This window comes from Promicromonospora panici, from assembly GCF_900608595.1.
Classification (GTDB): Bacteria; Actinomycetota; Actinomycetes; order Actinomycetales; family Cellulomonadaceae; genus Promicromonospora; species Promicromonospora panici.
Map to the genome: position 1 here is coordinate 48,497 of NZ_UWYY01000017.1, position 16,350 is coordinate 64,846.

The window sequence follows — 16,350 nt, forward strand, 5'->3', positions numbered from 1 at the left end:
CGTGGTGCTCAGGTTCTACTTCGCTGTGGTTCTACCTCACCCTGGTCCTACCTCGCCCTGGTTCTACCTCGGCACGGGTGGGGTGTCGGGCCGGGGTGGGCCCGGGGCGATCCCGTGCTCGTACGCCAGGATGACGAGGTGCACGCGGTCGCGGGCGCCGAGCTTGGCGAGGATGCGGTTGACGTGGGTCTTGATCGTCGGCAGCGCGAGCGTGAGCCGGTCGGCGATCTCGGGGTTCGACAGACCCTGCGCGATACCGAGGAAGACGTCGTACTCGCGCGGAGAGAGCAGCGTCCGCAGGTGCGGCCCGGGGCGGTTCAGCCCAGCGACGTGCGCCTCGATGAGACGCCCGGTGACGCGGGGTGCGAGGACGGCGTCCCCGGTGGCGACCGTACGGATCGCGTCGATGAGCTCCGCGGACGTCGCGCTCTTCAGGAGGAAGGCGCTCGCGCCCGCCCGGAGGCTCTCGAAGGCGTACTCGTCGAGGTCGAACGTGGTGAGCACGACGACCTTCATGCCGGGATGTGCCCCGGTGATGCGCCGCGTGGCCTCGATGCCGCCGATCCCGGGCATCCGCACGTCCATGAGCACGACGTCGGGCCGGAGGCTGCGGGCGAGCTCGACGGCCTCCTCCCCGGTCGCTGCCTCGCCCACGACGGCGATGTCGTCGGTCGAGGCGAGCACCAGGGAGTTTCCCGTGCGGATCAGGGCGTGGTCGTCGACGAGGAGCACGCGGATCTCAGCCGTCGCCACGGTCGCCTCCCTCGGCACTGTCGTCACGGTCGCCCCCTTCGGTACGGTCGCCCTCGTCACGCGTCCCGCCGGTACCCAGGACGACACGGGTGCGCCAGCCTCCGCCGGGCCGGGGCCCGGCCTCGGCCTCACCGCCGTGGGCGGCCGCCCGCTGCCGGATGCCGACCAGCCCGTGTCCGGGCGGACCAGGCCGGGTCACCGGCCCGCCGTCGTTCGTGATCGTGAGGACGACGGCGCCGCCGCCGTGGTCGATCGCCACCGTCGCCCCGGTGGGACCGTGCGCGTGGCGGAGCGTGTTGGTCAGGGACTCCTGCACGATCCGGTAGACGGCCTGCCGGAGAGCGGCGTCGTCCGGCAGGGCGGGCCCCGTGCGGGTCAGCGTGACGGGCAGCCCCGCCGCCCGGAAGCCTTCGGCCAGCTCCTCCAGGGTCGGGAGGTTGTCCCCGGAGCGGTGGAGGTTCGCGTCGAGCCCGGCGTCGGCGTCACGCAGCAGTGCCAGGGTGCGGTGCATGTCGCCGAGCGCGTCACGCCCGACCGCGGCGATCTGCTCCACGGCCGCCCGCGACCGCTCGGGGTGTTTCTGCGCGGCGCTGGTCGCGCCGTTCGCAAGGGTGACGATGACGGTGAGGGAATGGGCGACGACGTCGTGCATCTCAGCCGCGATCCGGGTGCGTTCGGTCAGGGCGGCGTTCTCGATCCGCTGGTTCACGGTCTCGGTCAGCCAGCGCGTGTGGTCCCGCCGGCTCTTGACCAGGAACCCGGCGACGAGCGCCAGCAGCGAGACGGGATCCGTCAGCGAGACCTGGTCCGGGCGGATGCCCAGGAGGGACTCGGGGATGGTCGCGAGTACGGTCACGGCCACCGCCGCGCCGTAGCCGACCAGCGTCCGGGTCATGGTCTCGCGGGAGGCGACGGTGTACAGAGCGAAGGCGAACGAGAGCGTCGGAGTCGCCAAGCCCGGCTGGGTCAGCTCGCTGAGCGCACACGCGACCGCGATAACGATCAGTACCGTGAGCGGCCGCTGGCGGCGCACCAACAGGGCCCCGACCGCGACCGCGAGCAGCAGATAACCCCACCAGGCCGTTGCTCCGGCCCCAAGGAGCAGCACGAGCAGGTGCGGCACGCCCGCGGCGAGCACGACGACGACGTCCACCACGACCGGGTGCCGGCGCAGCCAGGTTGCCGCGCGCGACGGCGGGCGCCCCAGGTCCGCGGCGTCGACCTGCAGGCTCTCCGTCGTCATCGTCCCCGCTCTCCCGGCCGGTGCCGCCTCATGTCCCGGTCCATTCTGCAGCGACGCCGCACGTCGGGCGACGCCGCATGTCAGGTGTCGCCGCACGTCAGGCGTCGCCGGCATCAGGCGTCGCGAGCCCGGAGCGCGACGAGTGCGATGACCAGCGCCACGGCCGCCCACGCGACCAGCACCCCGAACCCCGCCCACGGTTCGAGCTGCGCGGCGGACGGGAACTCGGAGATGAGCCTGCGCCCCGCGTAGGTCGGGGTGTAGTCGGCAGCCTCCCGGACGCCGGGCATCGACGACAGCAGCAGCGGGGCCACGACCAGGAGCCCGAGGACGGCGGTGAGCGCGGCGACGACGTGGCGCAGCGCGCTGGCCACGCCCATGGCGAGGACTGCGACGGCCGCGAGGTACGCACCCGAGCGGAGCGCGAGCGAGACGGACTCACCGAGCACGGGTTCGTACACGACCTCGGAACCCGTCAGGATCAGCACCGAGAGACCGAGGCTGATCGCCGCGCCGATCACGCCGATCAGGAACCCGAGTGCGGCGAGCACGAGGGCCTTCGCCGCGAGCCAGGGTGACCGTGTCGGCAGGGCCAGCAGCGACAGCCGGGCCTGACCCGACGTGTACTCGCCGGTGACCGCGAGCACGGCGAGCACGGCGACGACGACCTGCGCCCACAGCACGCTGTCCACGAACTGCATCGGCTCGGCGGTGACGGTCCGACCGGCGAACCGGGCGTCGGTGGTCCGGCTGAGCAAGCTGAACGAGAGCAGTACGCCCGTGCCGCTGATGACGAGCAGCGCGACAGCGGAGAGAACCTGGTTGGATCGCAGCGTCCACAGCTTCACGGCCTCCGACGCGAGCGCGCCGACGAGGACGGGGCGGATCGGGGTGGCGGTGCTTCGGCGGTTCATCGGGTTCCTCCCGGGTGGTCCAGCGGGTCAGACATCTCGCACCCGGAGCGTGAGCAGGGCACCGGCGAGCGCTGCGGCCGCCCAGGCGAGCAGGACGGCGTAGCCGCCCCACGGCGTGAGCTCGACGGCAGGGTTGTCGGGCGTGAGGAGCAGCGCGCCAGCGGACGTCGGCAGGTAGCCCGCCAGCTCGTGCACCTCCGGCACCGGGATCATGACGGCGGCGAACGGCGCGATCCACAGGAAACCGACCGCTGTGAGGATCGAACCCACGAGGTTGCGCACGATCGCACCGACGCCGAGCGCGAAGACCGCGATCGTGCCCAGGTACAGTCCGGTTCCGCTGACGAGCCGGATCGCGAGTGCCGGGTCGGCGCCGACGTCGACTCCAGCGGCGGCTCCCATGGCGAGCGCCCCGGCGGCCGCGGCTGCCCCGGCGACAAAGGTGACGACGCCGACGACCGCGACCTTCCCGGCCAGGACCGGCCACCGGGTCGGCACTGCCAGGAACGTGACTCTGCTCGTGCCCGCGGCCCACTCCGAGCAGATCGCCACGATGCCGAGGACAGCCGGCAAGAACTGGGCCCACGACACCCCGGCCAGCAGGTCGACCGGCGCGAGGGCCGTGCCTCCGTCGTCGCTCGCTGCCAGCAGCACTCCGGCGAGCCCGACGATCGTCACGAAGGTGATGGCCACGGTGATCAGGTTCGACGGGAGAGTGCGGAACTTCGTCCACTCCGCGCGCACGACGCGCGCCACGGACACCGAGCTCGCGCCCGTGGCGGTGGAGGTGGCGGCGCCCGTGGCTGCGGCGCTCATGACCGGGCTCCGTCCGCGTCGCCCGCGCGGTACTCGACGGCGTCGCGGGTCAGCGCGATGTAGGCCTCTTCGAGGGTCCGGCCGGCGTCGGACGTCAGCGTCATGAGCGGGGCATCCGCGATCAGCCGGCCTCGCCCGATCACGACCACGTGGTCCACGACCAGCGCCAGCTCGCTCAGCAGGTGGGACGACAGGAACACCGTGCGCCCCTCGGCGGCGAGCGCGCTCAGCAGCCCGCGGATCCACGTCACGCCCTCCGGATCCAGCCCGTTGACCGGCTCGTCCAGGATCAGCGTGTGCGGGTCACCCAGCAGCGCGACGGCGATCCCCAGCCGCTGGCCCATCCCTAGGGAGAACTTGCCCGCCTTGACGCGGGCCGCGCTCTCGAGACCGGTCAGCCCGATCACCTCGTCGACCCGCTTCGCCGGGAACCCGTGCGTGGCCGCGACCGTGCGCAGGTGGTCGACGGCGCGGCGCGACCGGTGCGCGGCCCGCGCGTCCAGCAGTGTCCCGACCTCCCGCAGCGGGGCGCGGAGCCGTGCATACGGTGCGCCGTCGATCAGCGCCGCGCCCGTGGTGGGACGGTCGAGCCCGACGATCGACCGCATCGTCGTGGACTTGCCCGCCCCGTTGGGTCCGAGGAACCCGGTCACCCTCCCCGGTTGCACCTCGAACGACAGATCGCGCACCGCCCACGTGCGCCCGTACCGCTTGCTCAGTGACTGCACTTGAATACCCATCAACGACCTCCGGTCTGCGAACGACTCAACGTCGACGCTACGAAGCCGCGGGTGCCCACCGATGCCACCCCAGGGTTGAACTTCCCTGTGTTGTGGGCGTGATCGTTGCGCCCAAAACGGGCGCGTAGACGCAACGATCACGCCCACAACGACGTTGTCACCAGTTAGGGGTGAGGCCTCGGATGTTGCGGGGGAGCTCGACGTCCTCCGGGTGGTAGACGTACGTCAGGCCGTCGGTCGACGTCTGCCACACGCGCTCGAAGTTCTCCCGCGTGTAGATGACCCGCACGGCCTCGTTGCTCGCCTTGTTCGGGTCGTTGAGGATCGGGTCGCCCTCGGCGGTGAACCCGACCAGCACGAGGATGTGCCCGTTGGTGCCGTACCCGGCCTCGGGCATCTCCTCCTCCTCGAAGTTGATCGAGACGATGAGCGGGATGCCCGCCTTGATGAACCTCTCGGCCTCCGCGAGCGAGCGCAGCCGGGTCACGAAGGACTCCAGCCCGAACGTGTTCGCGTAGGCCGCGTTGAACGGCCAGTTGCCCGCGCCCTCGTACGCGTAGTCCCACGTGTGCATGGCGGCGTAGTCGACCTGCGGGTCGCCGTTCGGCGCCACGATGCCCTCCAGCTCCTCGGCCGGCACCTCCCGCCCGTAGGAGTAGAGCACCATCGTGGACGACGTCGGCGAGCACCACACCTGGCCGCCGCCCCCGAACTCGGGGTACTCACCGCGGTGGATGTTCTGGCTGAACCGCGGGACGTCGAGCACCACCTCGCGCCCGAGCGTGAAGTCGCTGGTGCCCGTGTAGTGCGTGTCGGGCAGGTACTCGTTGGTCATGGTGCTCACGTAGTCCAGCCGCGGGGAGACCCGCGTGCCCTCCGGCCGGTACAGCGTGGCCCGGGTCTGGAACGCGTCCGGCTCGTGCCCCGACTTCGCGACGTAGGTGTCGGTGAACAGGTACGCGTCCTGGTCGGTCTGGCCGTTGACGGACGTGCGGTGGATGTCGCCGACGCTGCCGTCCTCCGGCGCGAAATCGGTGCCCGAGGCCCAGCGGCCCATGACGAACCACTTGGTCCACGTCCCGTCGGCCTTGCGGCCGCGGAACTCGATCTCGACCCACGTGCCCGTGGGGGTGTCCGCGTTCCACGAGCTCACGGACTCGTCTATCGGGTATCCGGTCTCGACCACGGGCGACGTCCACCGGCCCGTCTCGTAGGCGACGGGCGCGCCGTCACCGAACGGGTCGGTGTACTCGACGGTCTCGCCCGCGCCGCGCAGCACGAGCCCGTCCTTGACGCTCGGCCGCAGGTTCGACGTCCTGCCCGCCAGGAGCTCGCGGTTACCGTCCCAGGCGGTCAGGGTGATCTGGTTGTCCGACGCCGCCGGGCCCGGCTCGGGCGCACCCGCCGCCGGTGCGGCACTCGCCACGATCCCTGCTTGCACCACGAGCGCTCCCGTCGCCGCCAGTGCGAACGCCCTCGTCCGCAGCTCTCTTCGAATCGACATGCCCACCTCCATGTCCGAAGCCCACTTCCGGTTGGAGCGAGCCGTGGCCCTCTCTCTACCAGAGCCTTGTTGTGGGCGCGATCATTGCGCCTAAAACAGGCAATTCTTCGCAACGATCCCGCTCACAACAAAGCCTCGGCTCGTTGTGGTGCGGCCGAGGACTCTAGCGGGCAGAAGTGCTAACGTCTGTCGCGATCCCACGGGTGCCTCACGCAGGGGCTGAGATCGGGCTGGACGGCCCGGGACCGTTGAACCTGTCCGGTTAACACCGGCGTAGGAAGCAGGAGTCTGATGATGGAGAACACCCAGTCCCGCACGCTCGCGTACGAGTACGACACGGCGCAGGACACGGCGCACGACGCCGGGCACAGCACACCGCACGACGACGGCGGCCTGCGCGTGCCGGTCACCGAGATCACGCTGGCGCCGTCGCCTGACGGCACCCCGAACGAGCCGGTGCGGGTCTACCGCACCCAGGGGCCCGGCTCCGACCCGGTCCGCGGCCTCGCGCCGGCCCGCGAACCCTGGGTCGTCGCCCGGGGAGACACCGAGGAGTACGACGGCCGCCGTCGGGCCCTCGCCGACGACGGCCGCGGCGCACTGCGCCGCGGTGCCGCGACCCAGGAGTGGCAGGGCGAACGACGTCGGCCGCGCCGGGCGGCTCCCGGCCGGACGGTCACCCAGATGCACTACGCACGCCAGGGCATCATCACGCCGGAGATGCGGTTCGTCGCCGTGCGCGAGAACTGCGACGTCGAGCTGGTGCGCAGCGAGGTCGCCGCCGGCCGGGCAATCATCCCGAACAACGTGAACCACCCCGAGTCGGAGCCGATGATCATCGGCAAGGCGTTCCTCGTGAAGATCAACGCGAACATCGGCAACTCGGCGGTCCACAGCTCGATCGCGGAGGAGGTGGAGAAGCTCGAGTGGGCCACGAAGTGGGGCGCCGACACCGTCATGGACCTGTCCACCGGGGACGACATCCACACAACCCGCGAGTGGCTCCTGCGGAACTCGCCGGTGCCCATCGGCACCGTGCCGATCTACCAGGCGCTGGAGAAGGTGAACGGCGACGCCAGCGCGCTGACCTGGGAGGTCTACCGCGACACCGTGATCGAGCAGTGCGAGCAGGGCGTCGACTACATGACCGTGCACGCCGGCGTGCTGCTGCGGTACGTGCCGCTCACCGCCGACCGGGTCACCGGCATCGTCTCGCGCGGCGGGTCGATCCTCGCCGGCTGGTGCCTGGCGCACCACCAGGAGAACTTCCTCTACACGCACTTCGACGAGCTCTGCGAGATCTTCGCGGCCTACGACGTCGCCTTCTCCCTGGGCGACGGCCTGCGCCCCGGATCCCTCGCCGACGCCAACGACGCCGCACAGTTCGCGGAGCTCGACACCCTCGCGGAGCTGACCAAGCGCGCCTGGGAGCACGACGTCCAGGTGATGGTCGAGGGGCCGGGGCACATCCCGTTCCACCTGGTCCGCGAGAACGTGGAGCGGCAGCAGGAGCTGTGCGACGGCGCCCCGTTCTACACGCTCGGCCCGCTCGTGACCGACATCGCACCCGGGTACGACCACATCACCTCCGCCATCGGCGCGACCGAGATCGCCCGGTACGGCACCGCGATGCTCTGCTATGTCACGCCCAAGGAGCACCTCGGCCTGCCGGACCGCGACGACGTGCGCACCGGCGTCGTCACCTACAAGATCGCCGCGCACGCGGCCGACGTCGCCAAGGGCCACCCCGGCGCCCGCGACCGCGACGACGCGCTGTCCAAGGCCCGCTTCGAGTTCCGCTGGCGGGACCAGTTCAACCTGTCGCTCGACCCGGAGCTCGCCGAGGCGTACCACGACGAGACGCTCCCGGCGGAGGCCGCGAAGACCGCGCACTTCTGCTCGATGTGCGGGCCCAAGTTCTGCTCGATGCGCATCTCGCAGGACATCCGCGACGAGTTCGGCGGGGCGCGCGACCAGGCGGCGCTCGCGGGCGTAGCCCCGGAGGGCCTGGTCGCGGAAGGCATGGCCCAGAAGTCCGCGGAGTTCCGCGCCGCGGGCGGCGAGGTCTACCTCCCGCACCCGCAGGTACGCGCCTGACCCATCTTGGTTGTGAGCGCGATCGTTGCGCCTAAAACGGGCAGGTAGTGGCAACGATCGCGCTCACAACCAAGGTCCCTTAGCTCAGGTCCGGGACCGGGCCCGTCGTCGTGCCCTCGACCAGGTTCACGGGGAGCACCACCGATTCCGGCTGCTCGCCGGCGAGCAGCGCGACGACGGCCAGGCCGAGCGCCCGGCCCTTCTCGACGAGCGGCTGGTGCACGCTGGTGAGGACGTCGGGGGACAGCCAGGGCAGGTCGAGCCCGTCGAACCCGGCCACCGACACGTCCTCGGGCACCCGCAGGCCGAGCTCGCGGGCGGCGATCACGGCGCCCGCGGCGAGCAGGTCGGAGTGAGCGATGATCGCCGTCGGGCGGTCCCGGGCGGGCGCCCACTCGGACAGGATCTCGGTGGCGGCGTCGCGCCCGTGCTCCACGAGCGAGGCGGGCGTCTCCCACGACATGACGGGCTCGATGACGTCCCGGACGCCGGCCAGCCGGTTCCGCGTGGGCGTGCGCTCCGCGGTGGTGAGCCGTTCGGCGTCGACCAGTCCGGACCGCTCGTCCCGCCCGAACGGCAGCGTGATCTCCGCGATCCGCGTGTGACCGAGCTCGACCAGGTGGCGCACGGCCTCGGCGGCGCCTCGGCGGTCGTCGACGCTCACCACCGGTACGTCGGGCACGTCGTGTCCCTCGCCGATCACCACGGGCACGCCGCGGCGCTGCAGGGCGGCGAGGTTCGGGTCGTCCTTCAGGGTGCCCCACACGAGTACCGCGACGTCCATCGCGGCGGCCTCGACCAGCGGGTCGACGGCGGGTGGCAGCCCTGCCTCGGCCGCGAGCCCCATGGACTGCGCGGTGGCGCCCTGGGGCATACCGGGCACGAGCAGCACGCCCAGCCCTTGCTCGCCGATCGCGGAGACCAGGCCGTGCAGCACCTGGGTGGAGACGGGGTCCCGGAACGACCGGCCCAGCTGGTCACCGATCACCACGCCTACGATCCCGGAGCGCCCCGACCGGAGCTGCCGCCCCAGGGGGTTGGGCCCGGAGTAGTCGAGCTCGCGCGCGGCGGCCAGGACCTTCTCCCGGGTCTCGGGGGTGATCGGTCCCGCACCGGAGAAAGCGAGCGACGCGGTGGAGACCGAGACGCCTGCCAGCTCGGCGACCCTCGCGAGGGTCGGTCGTACGGTCTGGCGGCTCATCGCGGGTTCCTTCTCTCGCCTCGGGCACCAGTGGTGCGGGACCCAGGAATCTGCTGGGCTGATCCCAGATTGTGGCTTACGGTCGGGAGATTCAATCGCACCAAGGAGTTTCGTGCCTACTGCACACGCCGCCGCCCGTGCGGTCTTCGTCGTCTTCGCGGCCAGCGGGTTCGCTTTCGCGAGCTGGGCATCGCGTCTCCCCGCGGTCCGGGACGGCCTGTCCTTCTCCGAGCAGGAGATGGGCCTGCTGCTCCTGACGGGGTCCATCGGCTCCGTCGCGGCCATCCCGCTGTCGGGCCTCGTCGCCGAACGATTCGGCACCGCGCGGACCGTCCTGGGCTTCGCCGGGGTGCTCGTGGCGGGCCTCGCCGTGGCGGGGTACGGCGTCGCCGCGGGCGAGCATCTCGCGGTGCGGCTCGGCCTGATCCTGTTCGGGGTGGGCGCCGGTGTCTGGGACGCTGCGATGAACCTCGAGGGCGCCGCCGTGGAGCAGCGCCTCGGCCGCGCGATCATGCCGGTCTTCCATGCCGGGTTCTCGTTCGGCACGGTGCTCGGTGCGGGACTCGGCGCGCTGGTCGCGACCGTGGGCGTCCCGGTGGTCTGGCACATCGTGGCCGCCGGCGCGGTGGCCCTCCTGTCGGTCGTGATCGCGGTCCGCTACTTCTCGCCGAACGTCGTCGCGGCGGCGCTGCCCGACGGCGCGGCCACCGCCGGGGCGGGCAGCGCGGACGGCGCCGACCCGGGAGAGGTGACCCCGCCGCCGTCGGGCATCGCGGGCCTGCTCGCCGCGTGGCGAGAGCCGCGCACGCTGGCGATCGGGCTCGTGGTGCTCGCCGCTGCCCTCACCGAGGGTGTGGCCAACGACTGGGTGAGCCTCGCGGTGGTGGACGGGTTCGAGACGTCCGACGGGATGGGCGCGGTCGGTCTCGCGGTGTTCCTCACGGCTATGACGACCGCCCGGCTCGCCGGGACGCGCGCCATCGACCGGTTCGGGCGTGTCCCGGTGCTGGTGCTCTCCGCGCTGCTCGCATTCGTGGGCGTCCTGACGTTCGCGCTGGTCCCGGTCCTGTGGCTGGCCCTGGTCGGCGTCGGCCTGTGGGGCCTGGGCGCGGCGATGGGCTTTCCGATGGGCATGAGCGCGGCGTCCGACGAGCCGCGGCGGGCCGCCATGCGGGTGGCCGCTGTCTCGACCATCGCGTACACCGCGTTCTTCGTGGGGCCGCCGCTGATCGGCTTCGTCGCGCACACGACGGGCTACCGCCTGGCGGTGCTCGTGCTGCTGGTCCCGATGGTGCTGGGTCTGGCGGTGGCGCGTTCCGTCCGGCCGCTGCCGTCGGCCGCTGGTGTGAAGAGGTAGTGCAGGGAGCGGAGCGCGCTATCCGGCCAGGACATGCCCGCGAGCGCGAGCATTGAACACGTCTGCCGCCATCAAAAGGTTCCAGAAATGGCAGACATCACCCACGCCATGTCGAAGATGTGCACAAATCCAACGCGTCAGGTAGATAGGCTTGCACGGTGAGCCCATATCCGGCAGACACCGTCCAGGCGCAAGCGGTGGCCCCCAGCCTCGCCGACCTCACCACGCTCCGTGTGGGTGGCCCGGCCGCCTCGTTCGTGGAGGCAGAGGAAGAGGCCGCCCTGATCGAGGCGGTGAGCACCGCCGACGACGACGGTGTTCCGCTGCTCGTGGTGGGTGGTGGCTCGAACCTGCTGGTGGCGGACGAGGGCTTTGACGGTGTGGTCGTCCGCGACGTCCGCAGCGGGATCACGGTCGAGTCGGCCGACTCCTGCGGCGGTGCCGTGGTGAGCGCCCCGGCCGGGCAGAACTGGGACGAGCTCGTGGAGCGCGCCGTCGACGAGGGCTGGGTAGGCGTGGAGTCGCTCTCCGGTATCCCGGGCACGGTCGGCGCCGCCCCGGTACAGAACATCGGCGCGTACGGGCAGGAGCTCTCCGGCGTCGTCTCGCTGGTCCGCACCTGGGACCGGGCGGAGCGCCGGGTGCGCACGTTCGCCGTCGGGCAGCTGGACTTCGGGTACCGCACGTCGCTGCTCAAGCGCTCCATGCACAGCGAGGGCCGCGACGACGATCCCCGCGCGCCCTGGTACCCGTCGCCGCGCTATGTGGTGCTGAACGTGCAGTTCCAGTTCCGGCTCGGGACGCTGTCAGCGCCCGTGGGCTACGGGGAGCTGGCCCGCCGGCTCGGCGTCGAGGTGGGGCAGCGCGCCCCGATGAAGGACGTCCGGGAGACCGTGCTGGGGCTGCGCGGAGGCAAGGGCATGCTGCTCGACGCCCCGTCGTTCGGCGCGGAGCCGGACCACGACCGCTGGAACTCGGGGTCGTTCTTCACCAACCCCGTGATCCCCGTGGAGCACCTGGCGCACCTGCCCGAGGACGCGCCCCGGTATCCGGTCCGCTCGTCCACACCGGAGACGACCACCGGCCCCAGCCTCGGGGCGATCGACCCGGCCCTCGTGAAGACGAGCGCGGCCTGGCTCATCGAGCGGGCCGGCTTCGGCAAGGGGTTCGGCCTGGCGGGGGAGCGGAGCCCGGCGCGGTTGTCGACCAAGCACACGCTCGCGATGACCAACCGCGGCGGCGCCCGGGCCGAGGACGTCGTAGCCCTCGCCCGGGCGGTGCGCGACGGCGTCCGGGACCGGTTCGGCGTGACCCTGGTCCCGGAGACCGTCCTGGTCGGCGTCTCCCTTTAGTGGGCGACCATCAGTAGACGACGACCGGAGTGCCCGACGGCGCGCCCCAGGTGTCCCAGATCCAGTTCATCGCGCTGTTCGAGACCCGCACGCACCCGTGCGACGCCGGGAACGCCGGGACCGACGACGAGCCGTGCACCGCGATGCCACCCGTGAAGAACTTCGGCCGCCACATATCGCCCAGCTCGAGCGACGACGAGTACATCCGGTTCTCCTCGCGGTACACCGCGAACGACCCGCGCGGCGTGTACGCCGTGTAGGTGTTGCCCTTCGCCTCGTAGGTCTCCCCGTTGCCGGACGACGCGTTGATGATCTTCACGACCTGGCCGTCCTCGACCGCGAGCACGAGCTGCCGGTTGATGTCGATCTCCAGCACCTTGCCGGACGACGTCTGTGCCTGCGGCACGACCCCGTTGTCCACCGCGGCCTTCGTCGCGTCGCCGACCACGCCGTCGCGGTACAGGCCGCCGGCCTTCTGCAGGGCGAACACGGCCTGCTGCGTCTCGCCGCCGAAGGAGTCGTCGACCGAGGTCACGAAGTAGCCCAGGTCCTGCAGGCGCTGCTGCAGGTCACCCACGCGGTCGCTGGACTCGCCAAACGCGATGTAGTCGGGCTCCTCCGGCTCGTCGTCCTTCTCGTCCTTCCCGTTGCCCTTGGCGTTGCCGTTGCTCTTGCCGTCGGAACTGTCGTCGCCCTGCGACGAGCCGTTGCCCTGGCCGGGCTGCTCGTCGTCGCCGGAGCTGCCGGCGTCGTCGCTCACGTCGTCACGGCCGTCCCCGGTCTCGTCCCCGGCACCTGCACCGGTGTCGCCCTCGGCCGACGCCGACGGCGAGCTCGACCCCGGCTCCTCGGCCCCGGGCTCTCCCGCCCCGGGCTCCGCGCTCGGGGCGCTCTCCTCGGGCGTGGGCGAGCTGGTCGTGGCGCCCGCGTCGGCCGGAGGCTCCTCCTGGCCGCCGCACGCGGACAGCAGGCCCGCCGTCAGCGCCATCGCGCCCAGCGTCCCGAGGACCCTGCTACCGACCCTGCGCACACCATGGGTCGCCCTACCATGCATTACCCGCATCGTGACTCCTCCTCGGCCGCACCGTCTGGGGTGGCGCGGCACCGCACACGCGAGACGACGTCGTCCCCCCGCGAGTGTCCTGTATCTCTCACTGACGCGCGGGGACTCCGGACGGTTGGGCGGGTCTATCGTCATCCAATCGTGACAGTGCCGCCCGCGGGGAGAGCTTCCAGCGTCTCAGTGGGATCGGGAGCCAGCAACCACGCGTCGACGCCGGCCAGGAGGCGTGCCTTGCTGCTCGACGACGCCCGGCTCGCCCGGATGGACGACGACGCGAGCGCGGCGAGCTCGACGTCCGTGAACCCGTGCGAGCTCCGCGCGATCTCGTACTGGTCCACCAGCCGGGACCCGAACAGGAGCGGGTCGTCGGCGCCGAGCGCCACCAGAGCGCCCGAGTTCACCAGGGCGCGCAGCGGCACTTCGCTCGCATCGCTGTACACGCCCAGGCCGATGTTCGAGCCGGGGTTCACCTCCAGGGCGACCCCTCGCTCCACGATGTCGGCGAGGACGCGCTCGTCCTCCGCCGCGCGGACACCGTGCCCGATCCGGTCGGGGACGAGCTCGCGCATGACCTCGCTGATGTGATCCGGCCCGAGCAGCTCGCCGCCGTGCGGCACCGCCGCGAGCCCGGCCCGCCGCGCGATGTCGAACGCGGGCCCGAACTGGGACGTGTCTCCGCGGCGCTCGTCGTTCGACAGCCCGAAGCCGACCACCTCGCCGACACCGTCGCCCGCGTACCGGGCGGCCAGGCGCGCCAGCGTGCGCGCGTCGAGCGGATGTTTCATGCGCGACGCCGCGATGATCACACCCACCTCGATCCCGTGCGCGGCGCTCGCAGCCTGCGCGGCGTCGATGACTACCTCGACGGCGGGGGTGATGCCGCCGACGAACGGGGCGTAGGACGTCGGGTCGACCTGGATCTCGAGCCGGCCGGAGCCCTCGGCGGCGTCGTCGGCCGCAGCTTCGTCGACCAGGCGGCGCATGTCGGCCTCGGAGCGCACGCACGCGCGAGCGGCGTCGTACAGGCGCTGGAAGCGGAACCAGCCACGCTCGGTGGCGGGCAGGCGCAGGGGGTCGTTGTCGATGAGCGCCTCGGGCAACCGGACGCCGTATGCGGCGGCCATGTCGACGAGGGTCGGCACCCGCATGGATCCGGTGAAGTGCAGGTGGAGGTGCGCCTTGGGGAGAAGTGCGAGGTCTCGCATCTGCGTAGTCTGGCAAAGCGGAGGTCCGGCGGCAGCCGCGGGTCGTGATACTCCGCACTACTCACACATCCCGGCGTCGATCTTTGGTGCGCGTGCGCCGCGCTAAGTATCCTGAGAAGAACATGCCCCAGATAGCCGAAATGACTGATTTGCTCGATGCGCAACCACGGACACCGGTGAACCAGTGAACGAAGAGACCACCCCTGAGAACGCAGCAGACCTCCCGGTCCACGTCGTCCTCGGCGGAAAGTACGAGCTGGTCGACGTCCTGGGCACTGGGGCAACGTTCACCGTCTACGAGGCGCAGCGCGTAGCGACCCTGGCCGTTCCTGAGCCCTCGGCGAGCGAGGACGGCGAGCCGGGCGAGCCCGCCGACGCCGACGCGAGCACGGACGACGGCACGGACGACGCCGACACGAGCGAAGCCGGCGACACGACCGACGACGAGTCCGGTGCCGACGACACGACGGCGGCCGACGCGGTCGCAGACGCGGACGCCGAGACCGACGCCGACTCGGACGCCACCGAGACGGACGCGGACGCCGACGCCGATCCCGATGCGACCGCCGAGATCGCCTCCCCCGAGGAGCCGGACGAGCCCGAGCCCGACCTCGACCAGCCGCTCGTCGTCAAGGTGCTGCACCCGCACCTGGTCGACGACGAGAGCGCACGCGCCTCCCTGCGGCGCGAGGTCGAGGCCTCGGCCCTGGTGGACCACCCGGGCGTCGTCAAGGTCCTGGACTCCGGCGAGGAGGACGTTGCCGGCGCAAACGTCCCGTGGACCGTCATGAACCGCATGGCCGGCGTGTCCCTGTCCGACTTCGCGGGCGACAGCGGCCTGCCCTGGCGCGATGCGCTGGCGATCATCGACGGCCTGCTGGAGGCGCTCGCGGCCGTGCACGCGGCGGGCCTGGTGCACCGGGACGTCGCGCCGCGCAACGTGATGGTCGACAAGCAGGCCGACGGCACGTTCGTCGTCGGGCTGCTGGACCTGGGCCTGACCCGTCCGGCGGGCGGCGATGGTGACGGCGACACGGTGGCCGGCTCGGTCATCGGCATGTCGCCGGAGCAGGCCCGCGGCAAGCCCCTCGACGCGCGCAGCGACATCTACGCCGTCGGCGCGCTCGCCTACTACACGCTGACGGGCCACGCGCCGTACGAGCGCGCGCAGGCGGAGGACGTCCTGCGGGCGCACGTGAACGCGCCGGTGCCGGCGGCGTCGGCCCGCCGTGCGGCGGTCCCGGCATCCGTGGACCGCCTCGTCTCGCGGGCCATGGCCAAGGACCCCAACCGCCGGTTCCCGACCGCCGAGGCGATGCGCGGCACGGTGACGATCCTGCTCGGCGGCCCCGCGGGCCGCCTGGGCACGAGCGGCGAGACCATGCAGCTCGGCGTGGGCGCCGGCGGCACCGAGGTGATCGACCCGGTCGCCGGGGCAGCCGGCTCGGGCACGATGAAGCTGGGCCAGGTCCCTGAGGACCACGGCCGCACCACGACGGTCGCCGCCATCGGCGCCGCGACCGCGGTGGGCGCTGCTGGTGCCGCGGACGCCGTGCCCGCGGCGGCTGCCGTACCACCGCCGCTGGAGCCTCCCGTGGAGGAGCGCAAGTGGTGGCACACCTTCACGCGCGGCCGTGGGCGTGTGGCCACGATCATCGTGTTCGCGCTGCTCGTGTTCGGCGGCGCGGGCCTCGTGATCGCGAACATCCTCGGCGACGACGGGACGCCGGTGGTGGACCCGAGCCCCAGCCAGTCGAGCCAGGAGCCGTCGCGGAGGCCGTCGCCCACCCCGAGCGAGACGCAGACCGAGGAATGGGTGCCGCCGCCGGCGCCCGAGCCCACTCCCACGCCGACGCCGACTCCCACGCCGACGCCTACCCCCACTCCCACACCTACGCCCACCCCGACGCCGACACCTACCCCGACGCCGACACCGACTCCCACCCCGACGCCGACACCGACGCCGTCGGACGAGCCGACCCCCACGGAAGAGCCGACGCCCACGGAAGAGCCGACGCCCACGGAAGAGCCGCCCGACGGCGGCGAGGCGGGCGGGGAGACGGGCACCGATCCCGTCGGCAGCCGCTGAGCCGGCTCCGACAGGA

The 16,350-nt window shown here is 72.0% G+C and carries 13 protein-coding genes and 1 riboswitch; of the genes, 4 read left to right on the forward strand and 9 right to left on the reverse strand.

Annotation, left to right across the window (positions count from 1 at the left end; translation table 11 throughout):
• Positions 1-63: 63 nt before the first annotated feature.
• From EW117_RS19880 to EW117_RS19905, 6 genes are all read right to left on the reverse strand, one after another.
• On the reverse strand, positions 64-753 hold the full coding sequence (locus EW117_RS19880) for a response regulator transcription factor (protein ID WP_129788551.1): 690 nt from the start codon (positions 751-753) through the stop codon (positions 64-66).
• Complete coding sequence (locus EW117_RS19885; RefSeq protein ID WP_165362787.1) at positions 740-1,996, reverse strand: sensor histidine kinase; 1,257 nt, start codon at positions 1,994-1,996, stop codon at positions 740-742. The genes EW117_RS19880 and EW117_RS19885 overlap by 14 nt, the downstream gene beginning before the upstream one ends.
• A gap of 113 nt (positions 1,997-2,109) precedes the next feature.
• Positions 2,110-2,910, reverse strand: a complete 801-nt coding sequence (locus tag EW117_RS19890; protein ID WP_129788449.1) for an ABC transporter permease subunit — start codon at positions 2,908-2,910, stop codon at positions 2,110-2,112.
• Between the two features lie 27 nt (positions 2,911-2,937).
• Positions 2,938-3,726 (reverse strand): ABC transporter permease, encoded by a 789-nt coding sequence (locus EW117_RS19895; RefSeq protein WP_129788450.1) that lies wholly within the window; start codon positions 3,724-3,726, stop codon positions 2,938-2,940.
• Positions 3,723-4,466, reverse strand: coding sequence for an ABC transporter ATP-binding protein (locus EW117_RS19900; RefSeq protein WP_129788451.1), 744 nt, complete (start codon positions 4,464-4,466; stop codon positions 3,723-3,725). The genes EW117_RS19895 and EW117_RS19900 overlap by 4 nt, the downstream gene beginning before the upstream one ends.
• A gap of 157 nt (positions 4,467-4,623) precedes the next feature.
• Positions 4,624-5,970: a C39 family peptidase gene (locus tag EW117_RS19905; RefSeq protein WP_242504398.1), complete on the reverse strand. Its 1,347-nt coding sequence runs from the start codon at positions 5,968-5,970 to the stop codon at positions 4,624-4,626.
• 191 nt (positions 5,971-6,161) lie between these two features.
• Positions 6,162-6,267: riboswitch (TPP riboswitch) on the forward strand.
• On the opposite strand from EW117_RS19905, the gene thiC reads away from it, so the two are divergent.
• Positions 6,262-8,067, forward strand: a complete 1,806-nt coding sequence (gene thiC / locus EW117_RS19910) for a phosphomethylpyrimidine synthase ThiC (protein ID WP_422891272.1) — start codon at positions 6,262-6,264, stop codon at positions 8,065-8,067. It overlaps the preceding riboswitch by 6 nt.
• A gap of 79 nt (positions 8,068-8,146) precedes the next feature.
• Here thiC and EW117_RS19915 read toward each other — a convergent pair whose 3' ends face one another.
• Entirely contained in the window at positions 8,147-9,268 is a 1,122-nt protein-coding gene (locus EW117_RS19915) for a LacI family DNA-binding transcriptional regulator (RefSeq protein ID WP_129788453.1), read from the reverse strand.
• Positions 9,269-9,380: 112 nt separating this feature from the next.
• On the opposite strand from EW117_RS19915, the gene EW117_RS19920 reads away from it, so the two are divergent.
• Positions 9,381-10,625 carry an MFS transporter gene (locus EW117_RS19920; RefSeq protein ID WP_129788454.1) on the forward strand — a complete coding sequence of 415 codons (1,245 nt, stop codon included), beginning with the start codon at positions 9,381-9,383 and terminating at the stop codon, positions 10,623-10,625.
• Between the two features lie 158 nt (positions 10,626-10,783).
• Positions 10,784-11,977, forward strand: coding sequence for a UDP-N-acetylmuramate dehydrogenase (locus EW117_RS19925; RefSeq protein WP_129788455.1), 1,194 nt, complete (start codon positions 10,784-10,786; stop codon positions 11,975-11,977).
• 10 nt (positions 11,978-11,987) lie between these two features.
• Here EW117_RS19925 and EW117_RS19930 read toward each other — a convergent pair whose 3' ends face one another.
• Both EW117_RS19930 and EW117_RS19935 read right to left on the reverse strand, forming a co-directional pair.
• Complete coding sequence (locus EW117_RS19930) at positions 11,988-12,965, reverse strand: L,D-transpeptidase family protein (RefSeq protein WP_242504399.1); 978 nt, start codon at positions 12,963-12,965, stop codon at positions 11,988-11,990.
• A 206-nt stretch (positions 12,966-13,171) separates the two neighbouring features.
• Positions 13,172-14,245: an adenosine deaminase gene (locus EW117_RS19935; protein ID WP_129788456.1), complete on the reverse strand. Its 1,074-nt coding sequence runs from the start codon at positions 14,243-14,245 to the stop codon at positions 13,172-13,174.
• A gap of 184 nt (positions 14,246-14,429) precedes the next feature.
• On the opposite strand from EW117_RS19935, the gene EW117_RS19940 reads away from it, so the two are divergent.
• Positions 14,430-16,334: a serine/threonine-protein kinase gene (locus EW117_RS19940; protein ID WP_129788457.1), complete on the forward strand. Its 1,905-nt coding sequence runs from the start codon at positions 14,430-14,432 to the stop codon at positions 16,332-16,334.
• The last annotated feature ends 16 nt before the right edge of the window (positions 16,335-16,350 follow it).